Here is a 22,154-nt window from a genome sequence, read left to right as displayed (position 1 = left end):
TGCGGTCTGGTGAAAAGACAAACGTCAAAAGGACTTCGAGCGGGTTTCACCCATGAGCCGAAACAAACATAAATCAGACGAACCGCAGATGAAAGCCCATCGCCCCGGGGCGGCCACGCGTGTGCGCAACTATTTCCTGACCGGCCTGGTGATCACCGGTCCCATCGGAATTACCCTGTGGCTGACCTGGACGATCATCAAATGGGTTGACGGCTGGGTTAAGCCCTTCGTGCCGAAGATTTACAATCCCGACACCTATCTTCCGTTTCCCATTCCGGGTTTCGGATTGATCGTCGCTTTCTTCGTCCTGACCATCGTCGGCTTCCTCGCTGCCAATTTTCTCGGTCGCAGCCTTATCTCGATCGGTGAAAATATTGTCGGCCGTATGCCATTGGTTCGTAATATATACAATGGCTTGAAGCAGATCTTTGAGACAGTACTTGATCAGCGAGGCAGCAGTTTCACCAAGGCTGCGCTGATCGAGTACCCGCGACGGGGGCTGTGGGCCATAGTGTTCATTTCCACCGACACCAAGGGGGAAGTCGCCAGACGGCTGAAAGATGCGGCGGAAACGGTCTCCGTCTTTCTGCCGACCACTCCGAATCCTACTTCCGGGTTCCTGTTGTTTGTTCCGAAGGAAGATGTCGTCGAACTCAACATGAGCGTTGAAGATGCCGCCAAGCTGGTGATTTCAGCAGGCCTCGTCAGTCCGAAATACCCGGATATCCTGGAAGACGCGATTGCCGATCCTTCGCAACTGGAAAAGATGAGAACGTCCGAAGACGCCTGATCAGCCGGCTCGCAAAAGGCGGATGGCGGCGTCGCGTCCAAAAAGATAGAGCAGGCAGCGGAGGGCCTTGCCGCGGTCCGAGTTGAGATCCGGATCGGTTTCCAGGATCAACCGGGCATCGTCGCGGGCGACTTCCATCAGGTCGGCGTGATCCTCCGCCCTGGCGATCCTGAAACCGGGCGTTCCCGATTGCCGGGTGCCGAGGATTTCACCTCCGCCGCGCAACTTCAGGTCTTCCTCTGCAATCAGAAAGCCGTCGTTTGTCTGGCGCATGATGTTGAGGCGCGCGCGGGCGGTTTCACCGAGCGGGCCTTTGTAGAGCAGCACACAGGAGGAAGGCTTGTCGCCGCGGCCGACACGCCCCCTCAACTGGTGAAGCTGGGCAAGTCCGAAGCGTTCCGCGTGTTCAATCACGATAATGGTGGCATCCGGCACATCGACCCCGACCTCTATCACTGTGGTTGCGACAAGGATTTTGCATGCGCCGGATTTGAAGTCCGACATGGCGGCATCCTTTTCATCGGCGCTCATCCGCCCGTGAACCAGGGCAACCCGCTGTCCAAGGATGTGTTCCAGAACCCGGTGCCGGTCTTCGACAGCGGCCAGGTCTATCTTTTCGGATTCCTCAACGAGCGGGCATACCCAATAGACCTTTTGTCCCTCGGCTACGGCCGCGCCGACCCGCGTGATGATTTCGTCAAGCCGGTCCAGTGACACGGATACGGTTGCGACGGGTTTTCGACCCGCGGGCTTGTCGGTCAATTTCGAGACGTCCATGTCGCCGAAACACGTCAGCACCAGGGTGCGCGGGATCGGCGTGGCCGTCATGACGAGAACGTCGACACCCTGGCCCTTCGACGAAAGCGCGAGGCGCTGGTGGACGCCGAACCTGTGTTGTTCATCGACGACGACAAGGCCGAGGTTCCGGAAGGTCACGGTCCCTTGAAACAGGGCATGGGTGCCGACAACAAGGTCGATCTCGCCTGCATCCAGTTGCGCCTGCCTCAGACGTCTGTCCTTCTGACTGTCCTTGCCGGTCATCAGAGCGAGGCGAATGCCGGCTTTTTCGCAGAGTGGCGCCATGGAGGCTAAATGCTGGCGGGCGAGAATCTCTGTCGGCGCCATCAGCGCGCCCTGGGCGCCGGTTTCAATGACCTGTGCAAGAGCGGCGAGGGCAACGACGGTCTTGCCGGATCCGACATCCCCCTGAAGCAGTCTCAGCATGCGCACCGGTGTGGCAAGATCCTCGTTGATTTCCCGGATCGCTGTTTGCTGGCTGCCGGTGAGCTGAAACGGCAGTGCATCGATCACCGCGTCCTGCATGGCTCCGCTCGGCGCGCGGACAATTCCGCCAAGCGTACGCATATGAGCCCTGACCATCGCAAGGGCGAGCTGACTCGCCAGCAGTTCGTCATAGGCAAGACGCTGCACGTAAGGGGACGCAGGCTCGATGTCGCTGCGCTCCTTTGGCAGGTGCACCGTCCGGAGGGCGTCTGCGAATTCCGGCCATCCTGTCTTGTGCAGGTAGGGTTCATTCAGCCATTCCGGCAGTTGGGGGACCTTGTCCAATGCGGCTTTCACGGCTTTTTGCAGTGTCTTGGCGGCCAGACCCGCCGTCAGCGGATAGACCGGTTCGATTGTCGGCATCTGCTCGGCTTCATCCGGCTTGAGCGAATAATCCGGATGAACCATCTGCGGGCGCTCATTGAACCATTCGACCTTGCCGGAAACGATCCGTCTTTCTCCTTCGGGAAATGTTTTCTGCAGCCAGTCCAGGCGCGAGTGGAAAAAAACGAAGGTGATCTGTCCCGTCTCGTCGTGGGCGGAAATGCGGTAAGGCGCCCGGGAATTGCGGGGCGGGGCCATGTGCCGGCCGATTGTGACGTCCAGGGTTACGATGTCACCATTTTCAGAATAGGCGATCCCGGGCGTGTGGCGCCGGTCGATCAGGCTATGGGGCAAGTGAAACAGAAGATCGGCAACGGTCGAATCCCGCTCCGGCTGATTTCCGACCAGTCCGGATACAAGTTTCGCGATTTTCGGTCCGATCCCGGGAAGCGTCGAGACGGGAGCAAACAGGGGATCAAGGACCGGCGGGCGCATGTTTGGCGTCAAAACCTTTGAAAGTCAGCGGGCAGGGCGGTGGAATCTTTCGAAGTTCCTCCAGGGGGCGAACTCATCCTCATTCGTGAGTCTGCGCTCTAGTTCTGCCATGAAGCCGCCATGACGCGCAACAATCGGAACATTATGTGAACTTGGACGCTGACAAGCCGGAGCACTGGCGTTATATATCCGCCAAGATCGTTCTCAGGCCGGTACTCCTGTCAAGAAGAAGACTGTCTTTCGAGGACCGCCCATCAGCTCCAGTTAGGTTTTTCATGTCCGAGCCCTCCGGCAGCAACACCGATACAACCTCCAAGGCACGAAACCCGAGGCTCAAAAAGATCCTGTTCAGGTGTTGGCACCGGGGGATGAAGGAGATGGATCTTCTGCTCGGTGGCTTTGCCGATGCCGAGATCGACAGGTTGTCAGCAGACGAGATCCGCGAACTTGAGCATCTTCTGACGGCCAACGATCAGGACCTTTATGCCTGGATGACCGGCCGCACGCCTCTGCCCGGCGAGTGGGACGGTCCGCTTTACCGCCGGATCATTGCCTATCACAAGATTTCCGGGGCTGCCGGAAACGTCACATAATACCAACAAGGACCGACATCCGTGTTTGACAGCCTGCTCAAAGACCAGGCCAACGTCACGCTGGCCGGCGTGCCCGATGGGGCTGAAAGCTATGCACTGGCGCGACTTCTGGCCGAAAGCGGGGCGAAGGGCCTGGCGCTCGTGTTTGTCGCCCGTGACGCCACCCGCATGGCGATGGTCAGCGAAGCGCTGAGTTTTTTCGACCCCGATGCCGAAGTCCTGCAGCTTCCTGCCTGGGACTGCCTGCCCTATGATCGGGTCTCGCCCAATTCGGCCATCAGTGCGCGACGGCTTCTGGCGTTGGGACAACTTGCCCGCGGTATCGATCGCGGCAAGAAGACCATACTTCTGACCACGCTGAATGCCGCCACACAGCGGGTGCCAGAGCGGTCTTTTATGGCCGAACAGACCTTCTCCATGGCTCCGGGCAACCAGATCGACATGGCGGCCATTTCCAACTGGCTGGAGATGAACGGTTTTTCACGCACGCCGACAGTGCGCGAGACTGGCGAATATGCCGTCCGCGGCGGTATCGTCGACCTGTTCGCGCCGGGAGCCGAAGAACCGGTTCGCCTGGACTTCTTCGGTGACACGCTGGAGTCGATCAGGTCCTTCAATGCCGAGACCCAGAGAACGTCCCGGCAACTCAAGCGGCTCGATCTGGTGCCGATGAGCGAAGTGGTCCTCTCGGAAGAAGCAATCTCCCGCTTCCGCCGGTCCTATCTGGCAAATTTCGGCGCGGCGAGCCGGGAAGATGTGCTTTATCAGTCGATCAGCGAAGGGCGCCGCTATGCCGGTATGGAGCACTGGCTGCCGCTTTTTCACGACAAGCTGGAAACGCTGTTCGACTATATCGGCGACGCGCCTCTGGTGCTCGATACCAATGTATCGGACGCGGCGCACGAGCGCTTCGAGCAGGTCACCGAGTATTACAAGGCCCGGCAGGACGCGCGCGAAATGGGATCGGCGGCCGGTACAGTGCCTTATATGCCGGTTACTCCCGGCAGTCTTTACATCACCGAGCAGGAATGGACGGCAGCAATCGCCGATCGTGCGAGCGCTGCCCTCGATCCGTTTACGCCGCCTCCGGGAAGCGGAAAGACAGTCGTAGAACTCGGTGGCCGTCAAGGTCGCAGTTTTGCCGCCGAGCGCGCCGCCGGTGATATAAACATCTTCGATGCGCTGACCGTTCATGTGCGCGATTTGCAGAAGACAGGCAAGAAGACCGTCATTTCCTGCTGGTCTGAAGGCTCCCGGGACCGGCTTGGACAGATCCTTGACGATCACGGTCTCGGATCGGTGAGGCAGGTCGATACACTCACGCAAGTCGAGGCGCTTCCGAAGGATACCTCCGGCCTGTGCATTCTGGGGATCGAACACGGCTTCGAGCTCAAGGACATCGCCTTCATAGGTGAACAGGACATTCTGGGTGACCGGCTGGTGCGCAAATCGCGCCGGAAAGCCAAGGGCGCCAATGTCATCACCGAGGCAACTGGTCTTTCGGAAGGAGATCTGGTCGTCCATCTCGAACACGGTATCGGCCGTTTCATCGGGCTGAAGACCATCGAGGCTGTCGGGGCACCGCATGACTGTCTGGAACTGCAATATGCGGGCGGCGACAAGCTGTATCTGCCGGTTGAAAATATCGAGCTGCTGTCCCGCTACGGGTCTGAAGACCAGGAAGCCCAGCTCGACAAGCTGGGCGGCGGCGCCTGGCAGGCGCGCAAGGCGAAGCTCAAGAAACGCATTCTGGAAATCGCCGACGGACTGATCAAGACGGCCGCCGCGCGTGCGCTGAAAACCGCGCCTGTGGTGGAGACCCCGGAAGGGGTCTATGACGAATTCTCAACGCGCTTTCCCTATGAAGAGACGGACGATCAGCTCTCCGCAATCGATGCGGTGTTTGACGATCTTTCCTCCGGCCGGCCTATGGACAGGCTGGTCTGCGGGGATGTCGGGTTCGGAAAGACAGAAGTCGCGTTGCGCGCATCGTTCCTCACGGCCATGTCCGGCCGCCAGGTGGCGGTGGTCGTGCCAACGACGCTTCTGGCGCGCCAGCACTTCAAGACGTTTTCCGAACGTTTTCACGGTCTGCCGATCAACGTCGCCCATGCTTCGCGTCTCGTCCCGGCAAAGCAGCTCACCGAGACCAAGAAGGGTCTCGCGGACGGCTCCGTCGATATCGTGATCGGCACCCATGCACTGCTTGGTAAATCGATCCAGTTCCGTGACCTCAGCCTGCTGATCATTGATGAGGAACAGCATTTCGGCGTGAAACACAAGGAACGGCTGAAGGAACTGAAGTCGGACGTCCATGTGCTGACCTTGTCCGCGACACCCATTCCGAGAACACTGCAGCTGGCGCTGACAGGCGTGCGTGAACTGTCGCTTATCGCGACGCCGCCGGTGGACCGGCTTGCCGTGCGCACCTTCGTTTCGCCCTTCGACCCGTTGGTGGTGCGCGAAGCCCTGCTGCGGGAACACTACCGGGGCGGCCAGAGTTTTTATGTCTGTCCACGGCTGGCGGATCTGGCGGAGCGGCGCGAATTTCTTGCTGAAAACGTTCCCGAGCTCAAGGTTGCGGTGGCCCATGGCCAGATGCCACCGACAGAGCTTGAGGACGTGATGAACGCCTTCTACGAAGGCAAGTACAATGTTCTGCTCTCGACCACGATCGTGGAGTCCGGTCTGGATATTCCCACGGCGAACACGCTGATTGTTCATCGGGCAGATATGTTCGGCCTGTCGCAGCTCTATCAATTGCGCGGACGTGTCGGGCGCTCCAAAACCCGCGCCTATGCGCTGTTCACCGTTCCGGCGAACAAGACGCTGACGGCGACGGCGGAGCGCAGGCTGAAGGTGCTGCAGTCGCTCGAAACGCTCGGCGCGGGCTTCCAGCTCGCCAGCCATGACCTGGACATCCGCGGGGCAGGGAACCTGCTCGGTGAGGAACAGTCGGGCCACGTCAAGGAAGTCGGCTTTGAGCTTTACCAGCAGATGCTGGAGGAAGCGGTCGCCCAGTTGAAGGACGGCGGTGTCGAAGCCGGTGAAGAGCAGTGGTCTCCGCAGATCAATATAGGCACGCCGGTCCTGATTCCGGAGAGCTATGTCGCCGACCTGCAACTGCGGCTGCAGCTCTACCGGCGCCTTGGTGATGTGAGCGAAGCGGAAGAAATCGATGCCTTCGGCGCGGAGCTGATCGACCGTTTCGGCCCGCTGCCGGACGAGGTTCAGCATCTTCTCAAGATCGTCTACATCAAGGGGCTTTGCCGAAAGGCGAATATCGAAAAGGTGGATGCCGGACCGAAGGGCATCGTCATCACCTTCCGCAACAGCGAATTCGCCAATCCGGCCGGGCTTGTTTCCTATATTGCCGAGCAGGGCGTGCTGGCCAAGATCCGGCCGGACCAGAAGGTTGTTCTGACGCGGGACTGGGAGAAGACGGATGACCGGCTCAAGGGCACGGCGACGGTTCTGACCAAGCTGGCGCGGCTGGCGGCGGCTTAGAACTCAGACGGCTGGAAACTCTCTACAACGGAGAATCGGCTTCGCTCAGTGACCTTCGTCCGGCCAGCCTTGCGCGCCCACCAACGGCACGAAGGTGACCTCGCCCGCAGATATCGTCTCGTAGTCCGTGTCTGACAGGCGTGTTATTCTCAAAAGCTCCTGATGCCGGCTGCTAGAGCCGACCGGAACAACCAGACGCCCGCCGATATTCAGCTGCTGTTTGAGTTGATCTGGAGGAGCCGGTGCTCCGGCTGCGACGGCGATAGCGTCGAAGGGAGCTTCAACTGGACATCCCAGGCTGCCGTCGGCACAGATCACGCGAACATCGGGATGATCCGCTTTGATGAGATTCGCCCTGGCGAGATCAGCCAGTTCCGGCATGCGCTCGATCGTGATGACCTCTTGCGCAAGTTCCGCCAGTACAGCAGCGGCGTAGCCGCAGCCCGCACCGATTTCCAGCACTTTGCTGGGCCGGTAAGGTCCAGCAATTGGCACGTCAGCGCGACGATATAGGGTTGGGAAATGGTCTGCCCGAAACCGATCGGCAATGGGCCGTCATTGTAGGACGCTGCCTTTTGCGCGGCGGGCACGAAAAGGTGCCGGGGGACCTTGCGCATGGCGTCCAGGACGCGTTTATCCCGGATATCGCGGCCTTCAAGCTGTCGGAGAACCATTTCCCTGCGCTGGGACTTCATCGAATTCACGGCGGTGCTCCAGGCCGTTCACAATATTTGCGTGCATTTGAACGGCTTTCTCAAGACTCTATTAAACCTAAGGCCGCATAGTATCGGGATAAAGAGACCACGAGTTCAGCGTTAAGGTCCAAGAGTGCCCCGAGCAGCCACGCGTCAGAGAAAAAAGTCCGTATTCCGCCGGTTGATCACGCCTGCAATAGCCATTGCAGCGCTCGGCTATTTCGGCTTTCATGCCATGAATGGCGAATTGGGACTGGTCGGTCGCGCCATGATCGAGCGGCAGGTGTCGGAGCTGGAAACCGAACTTGAAGCACTTGCGGCCAAGCGGCGGGAGCTTCATGCACGCGTCAGCCTGCTGCGTCCGGAGAGCCTCGATCCCGATATGCTGGACGAACGGGCCCGGCTCAACCTGAACGTGGTGCACAGCAACGAACTGGTCGTCCTGAGGCCAGGTCACCGTTATGAAGTAAACTGAATTTCAGTTTATAATCTCGCCTTAACCTATATCCAGTTAAAAATTAATTCCATCAACGGATACAACAATGTATCTGGATATCGCGCTGCGAGATAGATGGATTGGATTGACAGCAGCAACAGGATAAGTTGCTGCTACACGTCTTAGGGGAAACGCCACGTCGAGATGAGGGTAATGGCCGCAACATCAAAGACCACCTCCGCTAGCTCCAAGAGCACCAGCCGGACCCGCAGCTCCGCCAAGAAGGCCGAGCCTGCGATCGCCGAGTTCGATAAGGACCAGGAACTTCACGCTTACCGCGAAATGCTTTTGATCCGCCGATTTGAGGAAAAAGCCGGACAATTGTACGGCATGGGCCTTATCGGCGGATTTTGTCATTTGTACATCGGCCAGGAAGCCGTTGTCGTCGGCCTGCAGATGGCCAAGAAGGACGGTGACCAGATGATCACGGGTTACCGTGACCACGGTCACATGCTGGCAATGGACCTCGATCCGAAAGGTGTCATGGCCGAACTGACCGGGCGCCGTGGCGGCTTGTCGAAAGGCAAGGGCGGCTCGATGCACATGTTTTCCAAGGAGAAGCACTTCTACGGCGGTCACGGTATCGTCGGGGCGCAGGTGCCGCTCGGCACGGGGCTCGGATTCGCCAACAAGTACCGTGAGAACGGTAATGTCGCGATGGCGTTCTTCGGCGACGGTGCGTCCAATCAGGGCCAGGTATACGAGAGTTTCAACATGGCCGAGCTGTGGAAGCTGCCGGTCGTTTACGTGATCGAGAACAACAAATACGGCATGGGAACCAGCGTTGCCCGTGCTTCGGCAACGACCGATCTCTCCAAGCGCGGTGAATCCTTCGGCATTCCCGGCGAGCAGGTCGATGGCATGGACGTGCGTGCCGTCAGCGCAGCGGGTGCGAAGGCTCTGGAATGGTGCCGCTCCGGCAAGGGCCCCTACATACTGGAGATGATCACCTACCGTTATCGCGGTCATTCCATGTCCGACCCGGCGAAGTACCGCTCCAAGGACGAAGTTCAGAAGATGCGTACCGAGCATGACCCGATCGAGCAGGTGCGCAAGCGCCTCATCGAGAAGGAATGGGCGTCCGAAGACGATCTGAAGGGCATCGACAAGGATGTCCGGGCGCGTGTCGCGGAAGCGGCCGAATTCGCGCAGACAGATCCGGAACCGGATGCGTCTGAACTTTACACCGATATCTTGATTTAAAGCGGGGGTATATCATGCCGATCGACATTTTGATGCCGGCTCTCTCGCCGACAATGGAAGAAGGTAAACTCGCCAAATGGCTGAAGTCAGAAGGCGATACCGTAAGCGCAGGCGATGTGATCGCCGAAATTGAAACCGATAAGGCCACCATGGAAGTCGAAGCGGTCGATGAAGGCACGCTCGGCAAGATACTGGTCGCCGAAGGCACCGATGCCGTCAAGGTCAATGAAAAGATCGCTATCCTTCTGGCCGAGGGTGAAGATGCAAGCGCAATAGACGTTGCGGCTTCCGCGCCGGCTGCCAATGCTGCACCGGCCAAGTCGGAAGCGCCGAGTGCTCCGGCTGTCGCCGACGCACCGACGCCTCAAGCTCCGGCCCCGGAAACGGCGGAAGATCCGGAGGTTCCGACAGGCACCGCGATGAAGAGCTCCACGGTGCGCGAAGCCCTGCGGGATGCGATGGCGGAAGAAATGCGCCGCGATACGGATGTCTTCGTCATGGGTGAGGAGGTTGCCGAATATCAGGGCGCCTACAAGATCACTCAGGGCCTTCTGGACGAGTTCAGCGACAAGCGCGTGATCGATACGCCGATCACCGAACATGGTTTTGCGGGCCTCGGTGTCGGCGCGGCCATGGCGGGACTTCGCCCGATCGTCGAATTCATGACCTTCAACTTCGCCATGCAGGCGATGGACCAGATCATCAACTCCGCCGCCAAGACGTTGTATATGTCCGGCGGCCAGATGGGCGCGCCGATCGTATTCCGCGGCCCGAACGGTGCGGCTGCCCGTGTCGGTGCGCAGCACTCGCAGGATTATGCCGCCTGGTTCGCGCATGTGCCGGGTCTAAAGGTCATCCAGCCTTATTCGGCTGCGGACGCCAAGGGGCTTTTGAAGGCCGCAATCCGTGATCCGAATCCGATCATTTTCCTGGAAAACGAAATCCTTTACGGGCACTCTTTCGAGATCCCTGACATAGAGGATTTTGTCCTGCCGATCGGCAAGGCAAAGGTCGAGCGCGGCGGAACAGATGTGACGCTGGTGTCCTGGGGCATCGGTATGACCTACGCCATGAAGGCTGCAGAAGAGCTGGCCGGAATGGGGATCTCGGCGGAAGTCGTCAACCTGCGCACGATCCGTCCGCTGGATATCGATACGGTTCTGGCGTCGGTGCGCAAGACAGGCCGTCTCGTTACCGTGGAAGAAGCTTTCCCGATGTGTTCGGTCTCGTCGGAAATCGCTTTCCAGGTCCAGGAAAAGGCGTTCGACTATCTCGATGCGCCGATTGCACGCGTGACCGGCAAGGACGTTCCGATGCCCTATGCGGCGAATCTGGAAAAGCTGGCGCTGCCGAATGTCGGTGAAGTCATCGATGCGGTCAAAGCCGTAACCTATACAGCCTGAGGCGCGGGAGACGGACATGCCAATCAATATCACCATGCCGGCCCTTTCTCCGACCATGGAGGAGGGCAACCTGGCCAAGTGGCTGGTCAAGGAAGGCGACAAGGTTTCCGCGGGCGATGTCATCGCCGAGATAGAAACCGACAAGGCCACGATGGAAGTGGAAGCTGTGGACGAAGGCACGGTCGGCAAGATCGTCGTGTCCGAAGGCACTGCCGGGGTAAAGGTCAACGCGCTGATCGCCGTTCTTCTGGAAGACGGTGAGGACGCAGGAGCAATCGATACCTCAGGTGGCGGCGGCGCATCTGCTGCGGCGCCAAGTGCAGACAAGGTTCAGGCGGTTGTCGAAAGCGCGCCGGCCGCGGAAGCCGGTGGCAAGGCTGTGAGCGATCCGGTCCCCGCACCGAAAACCTCGGGCGGAGAACGGATTTTCTCATCCCCCCTGGCGCGCCGTCTGGCCCAGCTGAATGGTCTCGACCTGAAGGCCTTGTCCGGTTCCGGCCCCCATGGGCGGATCGTCAAGCGCGATATAGAGGCGGCGCTTGCCGCAGGTACCGGCAAGGCGGCACCGGCTGCAGCGGAAGCTCCCAAGCCGGCTTCGGCCCCGGCGGCAGGTCAGTCTGCCGATCAGGTGCTGAAACTCTTCGAGGAAGGGTCCTACGAACTCGTGCCGCATGACGGCATGCGCAAGACCATCGCCAAGCGCCTGACGGAATCCAAGCAGACCATCCCGCATTTCTACGTCACGGTGGATTGCGAGCTGGACGCGCTTCTGGCGCTGCGGGCGCAGCTCAACGAGGCAGCTTCGAAGGACAAGGACGGCAAACCCGCCTACAAGCTCTCGGTCAACGACATGATCATCAAGGCTCTGGCGCTGTCGCTGCGTGATGTGCCCGATGCGAACGTATCCTGGACCGATAGCGACATGGTGATGCACAAGCATGCCGATGTCGGAGTCGCCGTGTCGATCCCGGGAGGCCTCATTACGCCGATCATCCGGCGGGCGGAAGAAAAGCCGCTCTCCGTTATCTCCAACGAGATGAAGGATCTTGGCAAGCGGGCGAAGGAACGCAAGCTGAAACCCGAGGAATACCAGGGTGGAACGACGGCTGTTTCCAACATGGGCATGATGGGTGTGAAGAACTTCTCAGCCGTGGTGAACCCGCCGCATGCAACCATTCTGGCTGTCGGAGCCGGGGAACAGCGAGCCGTGGTGAAAGCCGGCGAACTGGCGGCCGCCACCGTCATGAGCGTGACCCTGTCCACCGACCACCGTTGCGTGGATGGTGCCCTCGGCGCGTCCGTGCTTGGCGCGTTCAGGGGCTACATCGAAAATCCGATGAGCATGCTGGTCTGATGCAGCTCTCCGGCGCGGCACCCTGCCGCGCCGTTGTCAACGATGACTTCTTTCGCCGGGGAACACACCATGGCTGATACCAACTACGATGTGATCATCATCGGATCCGGTCCGGGCGGTTACGTGACCGCGATACGGTCCGCCCAGCTGGGCTTCAAGACCGCAATCGTCGAACGGGAACATATGGGCGGCATCTGCCTCAACTGGGGATGCATACCGACCAAGGCGCTGCTTCGTTCCGCCGAGATCTACCACTTCATGCAGAATGCCAGGGATTACGGCCTGTCCGCGGAGAAGATCTCCTTCGATGCCAGTGCCGTCGTCAAGCGCTCACGCGGAGTGTCCGGTCAGCTCAACGGCGGCATCGGCTTCCTCATGAAGAAGAACAAGGTCGATATCCTGTGGGGAGAAGGCAAGGTCACCAAGGCGGGTGAAGTCACTGTTTCCAAGACTGCCAAGAAGGCCATGGAACCTCAGCACCCGGCCCCGAAAGGCACCAAGGGGGAGGGCGTCTACAAGGCCAAGCACATCATCGTGGCAACAGGTGCGCGCCCGCGCGCCATTCCGGGTATCGAGCCGGACGGCAAGGACATCTGGACCTATTTCGAGGCCATGGTGCCGCCGGCGATGCCGAAGTCGCTGATCGTCATGGGGTCCGGTGCCATCGGCATCGAGTTCGCCTCCTTCTACCGCACCATGGGAGTTGATGTGACCGTCATCGAGATGATGGGGAACATCATGCCGGTCGAGGATCCGGAAATCTCCGGCATGGCGAAAAAGATGATGGAGAAGCAGGGCATCAAGTTCCTGCTCGAAGCCAAGGTTTCGGCCGTCAAAAAGGGCGCCGGCGGCGTGACTGCGACGGTCGAGACCAAGGACGGCAAGAAACAGGACCTGAAGGCGGAAAAGCTGATCTCCGCGGTCGGAGTTGTTGGAAACATCGAAAATCTCGGTCTGGAGGATCTTGGCGTCAAGACCGACCGGGGCTGCGTCGTGATCGATGGTTTTGGCCGCACCAACGTTCCGGGTATCTATGCCATTGGCGACGTGGCGGGTCCGCCGATGCTGGCGCACAAGGCCGAGCATGAGGGCGTGATCTGTGTGGAGAAGATCGCGGGCAAGGATGTTCACGCGATGGACAAGTCGATGATCCCGGGATGCACCTACTGCAATCCACAGGTCGCTTCTGTCGGTCTTACCGAGCCGAAGGCGAAAGAAGCCGGATATGACATCAAGGTCGGTCGCTTTCCGTTCATCGGCAACGGCAAGGCGATTGCTCTTGGCGAGCCGGAAGGTCTAATCAAGACAATCTTCGATGCGAAAACCGGTCAGTTGCTCGGTGCGCATATGGTCGGCGCGGAAGTGACCGAACTCATACAGGGATACGTTGTCGCCATGAATCTGGAGACGACGGAAGAGGATCTGATGCATACGGTGTTCCCGCATCCGACCCTCTCCGAAATGATGAAGGAATCCGTGCTGGATGCGTATGGCCGCGTGTTGAACATGTAGGCTTTTCCGCGGATTGGAATTTGGTAGGGAACTAAAGACACGGACAGCATTTACGTTAACGTGAGGCTGTCCGCTTTGTACTAACGGGAGGTTTCAGTCATGGACGTAAAATCAATTCTGATCTGGATCGTTATCGGTATTGTCGCCGGTTGGCTCGCAAGTGTCATCGTTGGCGGTGGCGGACTGGTGCGGTATCTCATCACCGGTCTGATCGGTGCATTCGTCGGTGGTTTCCTGTTCAAGATTGCCGGGATAAATCTGAACCTTGGAAATGCCTATGTAAATGAAATCGTCGTGGCTGCCGTCGGTGCGATTGTCGTCGTGCTGATCGCGCGGCTGCTGGCCTGATTTGATAGCGGAGACTGCTGCGATGGGATTGATCATCACGGTTATCATCGGCCTCATCGCGGGCGCGGTTGCCCACAGGGTGCTCAACAGCCGGGGAGGCTTTCTTGGAAGCCTCGTCGTCGGTCTCGTCGGGGCGCTGATCGGGGGCGAACTCGCCTCCATCCTGAATTTGAATGTGACCGGAGGGATCCTGGACCGGCTGATCATCGCCGTTCTGGGAGCCGTCCTGTTTCTGTTCATCTGGAAGAAGATGTTCAAGTGACGACGGCGAATGCCAGTTTGGCCGGGATCGAGGCGTTTCCGCTCAGGACGAGCGACAAGCTGCGCTACTGCGACACCGACCGGCAGGGTCATGTGAACAACGCAGTTTTTTCCACGTTTCTGGAAACCGGCCGCGTTGATCTGCTTTATCGAGAGGGGCTTGCCGGAGAGGGGGCTGCCTTCGTGATCGCCCGTCTGGAACTCGATTTCCTGGCCGAAATCAACTGGCCCGGGGATGTTGAAATCGGCACGGCCGTGAGCGAAGTCGGGCGAAGTTCGTTCAGGCTTTTCCAGTGCGTGTTTCAGGACGGTATCCCTGTCGCCCGGGCCGTGACGGTGGCCGTTCAGATGAATGAGGCAACGCGCAAATCCCAGCCGCTGTCCGAAACGGCGCGGCAGCGGCTCGAAACACTTGTGAGTTCTGCAGTTGGAACATAGCTGGCAATTGGGTTTGAGACTTGACCTTTCAAGGGAATAACGACAGGTAAGTTGCATGGTTACGATCGTCAATACGCTCAATCGCCCCCGGGAAAAGTCCGATGCGCGCCCGCGCCATCCGGAAAAGGCTCACCGTCCGGACAATCCGGTGCAGCGCAAGCCCAAATGGATCCGTGTCAAGGCGCCGACCTCGCCGATCTACCGCGAAACCCAGGCTGTGGTGCGCGCAAACAATCTGGTGACTGTTTGCGAGGAAGCCGGCTGCCCGAATATCGGCGAATGCTGGTCCAAGAAACACGCCAGTTTCATGATCCTCGGCGACACCTGCACGCGCGCATGCGCGTTTTGCAATGTGCGCACGGGCATGCCCGGACCCGTTGACACCAAAGAGGCCCAGGGCGTTGCAGATGCAGTGGCTGCCATGGGACTTGAACATGTTGTCATCACATCCGTGGACCGGGATGATCTTGACGATGGCGGTGCACGGCATTTCGCCGATGTGATCGGCGCCATACGCAAGACCTCGCCTTCAACCACGGTTGAAGTTCTGACCCCGGATTTCCTGCGCAAGGAGGGCGCTCTGGAGATCGTGGTCGAGGCGAAGCCTGATGTCTTCAATCATAATCTGGAGACCGTGCCTTCGAAATATCTGACTGTCCGCCCCGGTGCGCGCTATTTCCATTCGATCCGCATTCTCCAGAAGACGAAAGAGCTTGATCCGGAAATGTTCACCAAGTCCGGCATCATGGTCGGCCTCGGCGAAGAACGGAACGAAGTTCTTCAGTTGATGGATGATCTGCGCGCGGCCGATGTGGATTTTCTGACAATCGGCCAGTATCTTCAGCCGTCAAAAAAACACCATCCGGTCCTGTCATTCGTGACGCCGGAAGAATTCAAGGGTTATGAGCGCATTGCCTACGCCAAGGGCTTCCTGAAAGTCTCCGCCAGCCCCCTGACCCGTTCGTCGCATCATGCCGGGGAGGACTTCTCGGATCTGCGCGCCGCCCGCATGGCAAAGCTCGGACGCTGAAATCAGGTCTACGGGTCGGCCGGTCCCGAAGGAGCGGGACGGCCGAGGAAACGGATTGCAACACGGTCAGACACACTGAATGCCCAGTTATTCATCCAATCACAAAGTCAGTCACAACGCCGACGACATGTTCCGTCTGGTCGCGGATGTGGAACAGTATCCGCAGTTCGTTCCGTTGTGTCAGGACCTGCAGGTTCGCGGGCGCAAGGAACTCGAGAACGGGAACACCGTTCTGGTTGCCGACATGACCGTGGCCTACAAGCTTTTCAAGGAAACGTTCACCAGCCGTGTGGAATTGCGACCCGCTGAGCGCACGATCCTGGTGGAATATCTCGACGGGCCGTTCAAGCATCTCGAGAATACCTGGACTTTCGAGAATATGGGCGACGGGGTCAGCAGCGTCGGTTTCTATATTTCCTATGAATTCCGCAGCCGGACGCTCGGCTCCCTGATGGGGGTCATGTTCGACAGGGCTTTCCGAAAATTCTCGAGCGCCTTTGAAACGCGGGCGGACGAAGTCTACGGGATCTGACTTTTCTGTCCCGGCTGTTCTTCCGCCGCGAAACCGTTCAGGACCTACTTGAATTGCTTGAAGGCGTCGCGGATCGTCCGGAGACGGCTCGATTTCGTTCTGACGGTATCGCCGGTTCCGCGAATTTCTTCTATTTCCGAGGGCTTCAGTCCGAGATCTTCCAGTGTGGCGAAAGACTTGTAGTCTTCGCAGACTATCTTTCGGCCGCTTCTGGAAACCGCGCCGTTGTCTTCTTCCACCACCAGTGTTTGACCGGCTTCCGCCTGCTCTTCGGTCCAGGCAACCGTGCTTGAGGAAACCCAGAAGGTCATGTTGCAGTAGAGTGCTTCGTAATAGCCTTCTTTCGGTTTGCGCAGAATCTCGTGAGATCCTGTGAAACCGCCATTGGAGTAGTTGGAGCGGATGTAGAAATCACTTTGGCCAAGCGCCGTCCCGGTCAGACAGCCGCTTGTGGCAATCGCGAAGACCAGGAACGCTATCAAGCGTTTCATTTTGAAATTCCTTATCCTGCGTGTTCAGTTCACCCCAGCTATTTTCGAATTATACGATGTCAGGCTTACTTGAGCCTTACTTGTCTTTTTGGCGGCCATGAAACGATTTGGCCGCATCATCGACTGTTGTTGTCCGGAAGGAGCTTATAATGGTCGCGAAACGGTTCACGCGTTGATCCGGTACGCCATCATTTTGAACCACGACCCTCGGGTCTTCCTGAACTCCCAGATCAAGCAAGGTTACCTGCCTTTCAGGATGCGCGCAAATTGGCCGCCATCCCTTGCCCCGATTGAACTCGACGCGCACGGCATTTTCCCGTTCGACTTCCAACTGTGTCCAGGCAACTGTCGCGAAACGGACCCAATAGGAACGGCCGCAATACTCCACTTTCACCAGTCCATCGGCCACCCTGTTGTAGATGCGATGGGATCCTCGGAAACCGTGATATTCGTCGCGCGAAATAATGTAGGTATCTCCGGCCTGGGGCAGGTCGCTTCCTGCGAAGGCCTCCGCCGCAGCCAGGATAAGAACACCCGCGGCAAGCATTGCGTTTCTGATTGACATTACCTTATCCTGTAGTGCGATTTTATAGGGATTTTTTCTTGTATGCTGATCGCTACAGCAAGTCTTTGTAAAAGCTGTTTCGAAATGGAGGCTGCTTTTATTAAAAATTTATACTCCCGATGCTTCATGAGCCTGAACAGGCAAACTGTGTGAGATATCGGCAGTACAGACAAGTCAGCGTTTGTGAAAACCGCTGTCTGTGTTTCCAGAATTTTCGGTCTGAAACATGGCTCCGATAGAGGACAGACGGCTCTGGCCAGCGGCGCTCTCGTCCGCGGTCTCAAGAACGTCGTCGGCGCTCATGTCTATCCCGATATCCGTCAAGGTGACCTGATCTTGCGGACCTTCGCATATGGGTCTCCAGCCGCGGCCGAAATTATACTCGATGCGCACGACATTGCCGCGACGGCTCTCGACTTCCGTCCAGGCGACGGAATGGCTGCGCACGAAATAGTCGCGGTTGCAGTAGGAAACTTTATTTAGTCCCCTGTAGTTATTTCTAAAAAGTTTGTGGCTTCCGACGAAGTAACCGTAACGATCCCGCGAAATAAGATAAAAATCTCCAAGTTGTATAAAATTATCCGCAAATACTGTGCTGCCGACGGATAAAATTACAAAAATCGTCGCTGATGTTATCTTCATGTATTGCTGCTTTCGGGGGCAGAAGAATTCTGATGGAGGCAACAGTACTTTTCAAGTTTAGATAATCCAGTCGTAAATAACTGTAATATTAATGATATTTTACTCAGGAAAGCGCATTTAGAATAGATGTTAAGGCAGTCTGTACCGTCTCGAGGCGGATGGACTTTCTGCCTCTATCCGCAAACCAGCAGTGAACATGACCGGATGGTTTTCCCTTGCACGCGACGGCGACATGAACCGTTCCCACCGGTTTTTCCTCACTGCCTCCACCCGGGCCGGCGACTCCCGTAACGGCAACCGCAACGTCCGCGTCGGATCGCGCAAGAGCGCCTTCCGCCATGGCAATGGCGACTTCCTTGCTGACGGCGCCGACTTTAACGATCAGGTCGGCGGGCACGCCCAGCATCTCGGTTTTCGCCTCATTGGAATAGGTGACGAAGCCGCGGTCGACAGCTGCGGATGAGCCCGCGACTTCCGTAAGCGTTCCGCAAATCAGGCCTCCGGTGCAGGATTCTGCGGTGGCCACCATCTTGCCTGCGGCCGTCAAGGCATCGAGAACGGTTTGCGCAAGCGGGGTGAGGTCATCGAGACTGCGTGGTGTCCTGTCAGTCATGTTGCGTCTCCTTCATATTCTTCGAAAGGCAGTCTCACCGTCACGCTGGCGAGGGCGGCGATTCCCTCCTTGCGGCCGGTGAAGCCCAGTCTTTCCGAAGTCGTCGCCTTAACGGAGACCCGGGACAGCGGCAGGCGGCAGATTTCCGCAATCGACGTGCGGATCCTGTCCCGGTGAGGGCCGATCTTCGGTTCCTCGCAGACGATTGTCACGTCGATATGAGCGAGGCGGCCACCCATGTCCGACAGCCGGCGCATGGCGTCTTCCTGAAACATGGCGGAAGATGCGCCTTTCCAAAGAGGATTTGTCGGGGGGAAATGCTGGCCGATATCCCCTGCGCCGATTGCGCCGAGCGTCGCGTCGGTAATGGCGTGCAGAACGACATCGGCGTCGGAGTGGCCCTTGAGCTTTTGTGTATGGGGCAGGCTAACGCCGCCGAGAATGACCGCGTCACCGTCATCGAACGCATGGACATCGTAACCGATGCCGGTGCGTATATCGGTCAGTTCGGAAAGCGGGCGGTCTGTGGAATGGGGCTGGGACATTGTCAGCAAACTCGCCTGTTGCTCCGCACGCCTGAGATCGGCTGCGGTCGTGATCTTGAAATTCGCGGGATCGCCTGCGCTCAGGACGACCGTCATTCCGTCCCATTCCGCAAGACTGGTGTCGTCGGGAAAGGCCGTGTGAGCGGCTTGCGCGGCGTTTTCGTGAGCTCTGGAAATCCGCGAAAGCGAAAATGCCTGCGGCGTTTGTGCTGCCCAGAGGTTCTCCCGGTCAATTGTTTCCAGCGGCTGGCCGGGCTCTATCTGTTTCTTGAGAGTATCGACAACCTGCGTGGCGGCAAGCGCACCTTCCGCCCCGCCGTCAAGTTTATCGAGCACCCTGTCGATGACGTCATGGATCAGAAAGGGACGCGCGGCGTCATGGATCAGGACGTAGTCGCAGGAGGTGGCTGACAGAGCCTTGAGGCCCGCATGAACGGACTCTTGCCGGGTTTCGCCTCCGAATACAGCCTGGACCAGTTTGTGCGACCAGGTCTCGGAGGCCACCGAAACGGCCTCGTCATAAAGGCCGATGTCGTCCGGATGCATGACGGTGACCATATGTGAAATCCGGGGATGATTCCCCAGAGCGTTCAGTGTATGGGTCAGCACCGGGTGCCCGGCAAGAAGCCGGTATTGTTTGGGCACTGAAGTTCGTGGATCCGCCAGGCGTGACCCACGCCCAGCAGCAACAACGAGGGCTGCCGCCGTTTTGGCCATTTAAGGTCTCCTTGCAGGGGGCATTCCGAAACCATCTGACCGTCTTTAACGAAGAACTTGTATCGACTGCAAATTTTGACTTGTTGCGCTGCGGAATTTGTCTACAATATAGGCAATCTGTAAAATGCACAGGCAATGAGCAGAAGAAGAGAGCCTTGTGTCGCCAGTGATGAAAACGATCTCTATTGGACGTCATGTAATACCCGGCAGGGCGGTGCTTGCGCCGATGTCCGGCGTCACCGATCTGCCGTTCCGCAGGCTGGCCGCAAGATATGGCGCAGGTATGGTGGTCAGTGAAATGGTCGCCAGCGAATCCTTTATGAGAGGGGACGCGGAAACCCAGATGCGTGCGGAATCACAGCGCAAGGGGCTGCATGTGGTGCAGCTCGCGGGCCGTGAGGCGCGTTGGATGGGGGAGGCGGCGAAGGTCATTGCCGGTCTTGGCGCAGACGTCATTGACATCAACATGGGCTGTCCGGCCAAAAAAGTGACCTCCGGCTATTCCGGCTCCGCGCTGATGCGCGATCTCGATCATGCTCTTTCGCTGATCGATGCGACCGTGAAGGCCGTCGAAGTTCCCGTGAGCCTGAAAATGCGACTTGGCTGGGACGAGCAGTCCATCAATGCGCCGGAACTGGCGCGGCGCGCCGAGGCCGCCGGCGTTCAACTGATCACGGTTCATGGACGCACGCGCTGCCAGTTTTACAAGGGTACCGCAGACTGGGAGGCTATCGCAGCCGTTCGGGATGCGGTTTCAATACCTTTGATCGCCAATGGCGACTGCAAAATTTTTGAGGACGCGGCACGTATGCTTTCGGCTTCGCGGGCAGATGGCGTGATGATTGGCCGTGGCGCTTATGGGCGGCCCTGGCTGCCCGGCCATGTCAGCCGTTTCCTGGCGACGGGAGAGCGTCTGCCGGAACCGGCCGGCATTGATCTGGCCGACCTGGTCAACGAGCACTATGAAGCCATTTTGAGCCACTACGGCCAGGCGCAGGGGCTGCGCATCGCGCGCAAGCATCTCGGCTGGTACATGGACGCTGCCGACGGCGGAGACGCCTGTTCCGGAGCACTCCGGAAAACGCTTATGACGTCCAGTCAGCCGGCGCAGGTGATGCGTCTTGCAGCGGACTGGTTTTCTTCCTCGAACAAACGGACAGCCGCGTGACGGATTTTGTGTCTGCGACAGGCCGGACGGCCGCACTTGCCAGCGACGGGCCGACCATTCTGGATGCCCTGCCGCATCCGGTGCTTCTCGTGGCGCCCGACGGTGTCATTGAATCGGCAAACATGGCGGCGGAGATCTTCATGCGCTCAAGTGTGTCGGTCCTGAGACGCCACCCCATCAGCGATTTTGTTCCTTTCGGCAGTCCGCTCCTGACCCTGATCGAACAGGTGCGCGACCGCGGCGCTGCGGTCAACGAGTACAAGGTCGATATCGGCACTCCGCGCATAGGCGCGCCACGGGTGGTCGACATAAACGCCGCCCCCGTCGCAGATCGCCCGGGCGCCGTCGTGCTGATGTTTCAGGAACGCACGATGGCGGAAAAGATCGACCGCCAGCTCACTTCCAGAGGGGCTGCCCGCACTGTCACGGGTCTGGCCGCCATGCTGGCTCACGAAATCAAGAACCCTTTGTCAGGCATTCGCGGCGCGGCGCAATTGATCGAGCAGTCGGTTCCAAATGAAGACCGCGCCCTGACGCGCCTCATTATGGATGAAACGGACCGGATCGTGAAACTTGTCGATCGGATGGAGGTTTTCTCCGACGAGCGGCCAATCGAGCGCGAGCCGGTGAATATTCACGTGGTGCTCGATCATGTGAAACGGCTCTCCGACAGTGGCTTTGCGCGCGGCAAGAAGATCCATGAAATTTACGATCCCTCCCTGCCGGCTGTGTTTGCCAACAAGGACCAGCTCATCCAGGTTTTCCTGAACCTGATCAAGAATGCCAGCGAAGCGATCGGCGATGACCCGGACGGTGAGATCCGTATCTCGACCGCCTTCCGTCCCGGTGTGCGGCTGTCCGTTCCCGGTACGGCAGAGAAGGTCGGGCTACCGCTTGAATTTTGCGTACAGGACAATGGTCCCGGCGTGCCGGAAGATCTGCTGCCGCATCTTTTCGAGCCTTTCATATCCACAAAAACCAACGGATCCGGCCTCGGACTGGCGCTCGTCGCCAAGATAATCGGTGACCATGGCGGCGTGATCGAATGCGACAGCCAGCGCCACAAAACCGTTTTCCGGATCCTGATGCCCGCGTTTTCAGGCGATGGACAGCCTGAAATCGACAAGCCGAACAAAGGAACTGATTGA

Annotated in this window: 21 protein-coding genes and 1 pseudogene; 15 read left to right on the top strand and 7 right to left on the bottom strand. The window is 58.6% G+C overall.

Features of this window, described 5'->3' with window-relative positions; translation table 11 throughout:
* Window positions 1-52 precede the first annotated feature (52 nt).
* On the top strand, window positions 53-790 hold the full coding sequence (locus tag OA90_RS17020; protein WP_082837103.1) for a DUF502 domain-containing protein: 738 nt from the start codon (window positions 53-55) through the stop codon (window positions 788-790).
* Here the strand turns inward: OA90_RS17020 and recG are convergent, their stop codons facing one another.
* Window positions 791-2,893: an ATP-dependent DNA helicase RecG gene (recG, locus tag OA90_RS17015; RefSeq protein WP_068414520.1), complete on the bottom strand. Its 2,103-nt coding sequence runs from the start codon at window positions 2,891-2,893 to the stop codon at window positions 791-793.
* Between the two features lie 275 nt (window positions 2,894-3,168).
* On the opposite strand from recG, the gene OA90_RS17010 reads away from it, so the two are divergent.
* Entirely contained in the window at window positions 3,169-3,486 is a 318-nt protein-coding gene (locus OA90_RS17010) for a succinate dehydrogenase assembly factor 2 (RefSeq protein WP_068414517.1), read from the top strand.
* Window positions 3,487-3,507: 21 nt separating this feature from the next.
* A complete protein-coding gene (gene mfd / locus OA90_RS17005) occupies window positions 3,508-6,993 on the top strand; it encodes a transcription-repair coupling factor (RefSeq protein WP_068414514.1) in 3,486 nt (1,161 codons plus the stop codon).
* 45 nt (window positions 6,994-7,038) lie between these two features.
* Here mfd and OA90_RS17000 read toward each other — a convergent pair.
* Window positions 7,039-7,667, bottom strand: a pseudogene (locus tag OA90_RS17000) (protein-L-isoaspartate(D-aspartate) O-methyltransferase).
* 154 nt (window positions 7,668-7,821) lie between these two features.
* On the opposite strand from OA90_RS17000, the gene OA90_RS16995 reads away from it, so the two are divergent.
* The 10 genes from OA90_RS16995 to OA90_RS16950 all read left to right on the top strand — a co-directional run bounded on the left by OA90_RS16995 (window position 7,822) and on the right by OA90_RS16950 (window position 16,265).
* Entirely contained in the window at window positions 7,822-8,163 is a 342-nt protein-coding gene (locus OA90_RS16995) for a septum formation initiator family protein (protein WP_244274662.1), read from the top strand.
* Between the two features lie 174 nt (window positions 8,164-8,337).
* Entirely contained in the window at window positions 8,338-9,387 is a 1,050-nt protein-coding gene (pdhA, locus tag OA90_RS16990; RefSeq protein ID WP_068414511.1) for a pyruvate dehydrogenase (acetyl-transferring) E1 component subunit alpha, read from the top strand.
* Between the two features lie 14 nt (window positions 9,388-9,401).
* Window positions 9,402-10,790 (top strand): pyruvate dehydrogenase complex E1 component subunit beta, encoded by a 1,389-nt coding sequence (locus tag OA90_RS16985; RefSeq protein ID WP_068414508.1) that lies wholly within the window; start codon window positions 9,402-9,404, stop codon window positions 10,788-10,790.
* A gap of 16 nt (window positions 10,791-10,806) precedes the next feature.
* A complete protein-coding gene (locus tag OA90_RS16980) occupies window positions 10,807-12,144 on the top strand; it encodes a pyruvate dehydrogenase complex dihydrolipoamide acetyltransferase (RefSeq protein ID WP_068414505.1) in 1,338 nt (445 codons plus the stop codon).
* Window positions 12,145-12,213: 69 nt separating this feature from the next.
* On the top strand, window positions 12,214-13,656 hold the full coding sequence (gene lpdA / locus OA90_RS16975) for a dihydrolipoyl dehydrogenase (RefSeq protein WP_068414502.1): 1,443 nt from the start codon (window positions 12,214-12,216) through the stop codon (window positions 13,654-13,656).
* 99 nt (window positions 13,657-13,755) lie between these two features.
* Window positions 13,756-14,004 carry a GlsB/YeaQ/YmgE family stress response membrane protein gene (locus OA90_RS16970; protein WP_068414499.1) on the top strand — a complete coding sequence of 83 codons (249 nt, stop codon included), beginning with the start codon at window positions 13,756-13,758 and terminating at the stop codon, window positions 14,002-14,004.
* Window positions 14,005-14,026: 22 nt separating this feature from the next.
* Entirely contained in the window at window positions 14,027-14,266 is a 240-nt protein-coding gene (locus OA90_RS16965; RefSeq protein WP_068414495.1) for a GlsB/YeaQ/YmgE family stress response membrane protein, read from the top strand.
* The gene (locus tag OA90_RS16960) at window positions 14,263-14,703 is read left to right on the top strand and encodes a thioesterase family protein (protein ID WP_068414492.1); all 441 of its coding nucleotides are present in this window, start codon (window positions 14,263-14,265) and stop codon (window positions 14,701-14,703) included. The genes OA90_RS16965 and OA90_RS16960 overlap by 4 nt, the downstream gene beginning before the upstream one ends.
* A gap of 55 nt (window positions 14,704-14,758) precedes the next feature.
* Window positions 14,759-15,733, top strand: a complete 975-nt coding sequence (gene lipA / locus OA90_RS16955) for a lipoyl synthase (protein ID WP_068414490.1) — start codon at window positions 14,759-14,761, stop codon at window positions 15,731-15,733.
* Between the two features lie 79 nt (window positions 15,734-15,812).
* Entirely contained in the window at window positions 15,813-16,265 is a 453-nt protein-coding gene (locus tag OA90_RS16950) for an SRPBCC family protein (protein ID WP_068414486.1), read from the top strand.
* Between the two features lie 44 nt (window positions 16,266-16,309).
* On the opposite strand, the gene OA90_RS16945 is transcribed toward OA90_RS16950, so the two are convergent.
* From OA90_RS16945 to OA90_RS16925, 5 genes are all read right to left on the bottom strand, one after another.
* Window positions 16,310-16,756, bottom strand: coding sequence for a hypothetical protein (locus tag OA90_RS16945; RefSeq protein WP_068414484.1), 447 nt, complete (start codon window positions 16,754-16,756; stop codon window positions 16,310-16,312).
* A gap of 76 nt (window positions 16,757-16,832) precedes the next feature.
* Window positions 16,833-17,321 (bottom strand): hypothetical protein, encoded by a 489-nt coding sequence (locus tag OA90_RS16940; RefSeq protein ID WP_068414480.1) that lies wholly within the window; start codon window positions 17,319-17,321, stop codon window positions 16,833-16,835.
* A gap of 174 nt (window positions 17,322-17,495) precedes the next feature.
* Entirely contained in the window at window positions 17,496-17,963 is a 468-nt protein-coding gene (locus OA90_RS28605; RefSeq protein ID WP_156510536.1) for a hypothetical protein, read from the bottom strand.
* A gap of 103 nt (window positions 17,964-18,066) precedes the next feature.
* Complete coding sequence (locus OA90_RS16930) at window positions 18,067-18,576, bottom strand: CinA family protein (RefSeq protein ID WP_068414474.1); 510 nt, start codon at window positions 18,574-18,576, stop codon at window positions 18,067-18,069.
* The gene (locus tag OA90_RS16925) at window positions 18,573-19,838 is read right to left on the bottom strand and encodes a bifunctional 2-C-methyl-D-erythritol 4-phosphate cytidylyltransferase/2-C-methyl-D-erythritol 2,4-cyclodiphosphate synthase (RefSeq protein WP_082837101.1); all 1,266 of its coding nucleotides are present in this window, start codon (window positions 19,836-19,838) and stop codon (window positions 18,573-18,575) included. The genes OA90_RS16930 and OA90_RS16925 overlap by 4 nt, the downstream gene beginning before the upstream one ends.
* Window positions 19,839-20,064: 226 nt before the next feature.
* Between OA90_RS16925 and dusB the strand changes: the two genes are divergently transcribed.
* The gene (gene dusB / locus OA90_RS16920; RefSeq protein WP_068414607.1) at window positions 20,065-21,006 is read left to right on the top strand and encodes a tRNA dihydrouridine synthase DusB; all 942 of its coding nucleotides are present in this window, start codon (window positions 20,065-20,067) and stop codon (window positions 21,004-21,006) included.
* Complete coding sequence (locus tag OA90_RS16915) at window positions 21,003-22,154, top strand: nitrogen regulation protein NR(II) (protein ID WP_068414471.1); 1,152 nt, start codon at window positions 21,003-21,005, stop codon at window positions 22,152-22,154. The genes dusB and OA90_RS16915 overlap by 4 nt, the downstream gene beginning before the upstream one ends.

The sequence above is a fragment of the Labrenzia sp. OB1 genome, from assembly GCF_001624695.1.
GTDB lineage: Bacteria > Pseudomonadota > Alphaproteobacteria > Rhizobiales > Stappiaceae > Roseibium.
This window is presented reverse-complemented; position numbering and strand designations above follow the sequence as displayed.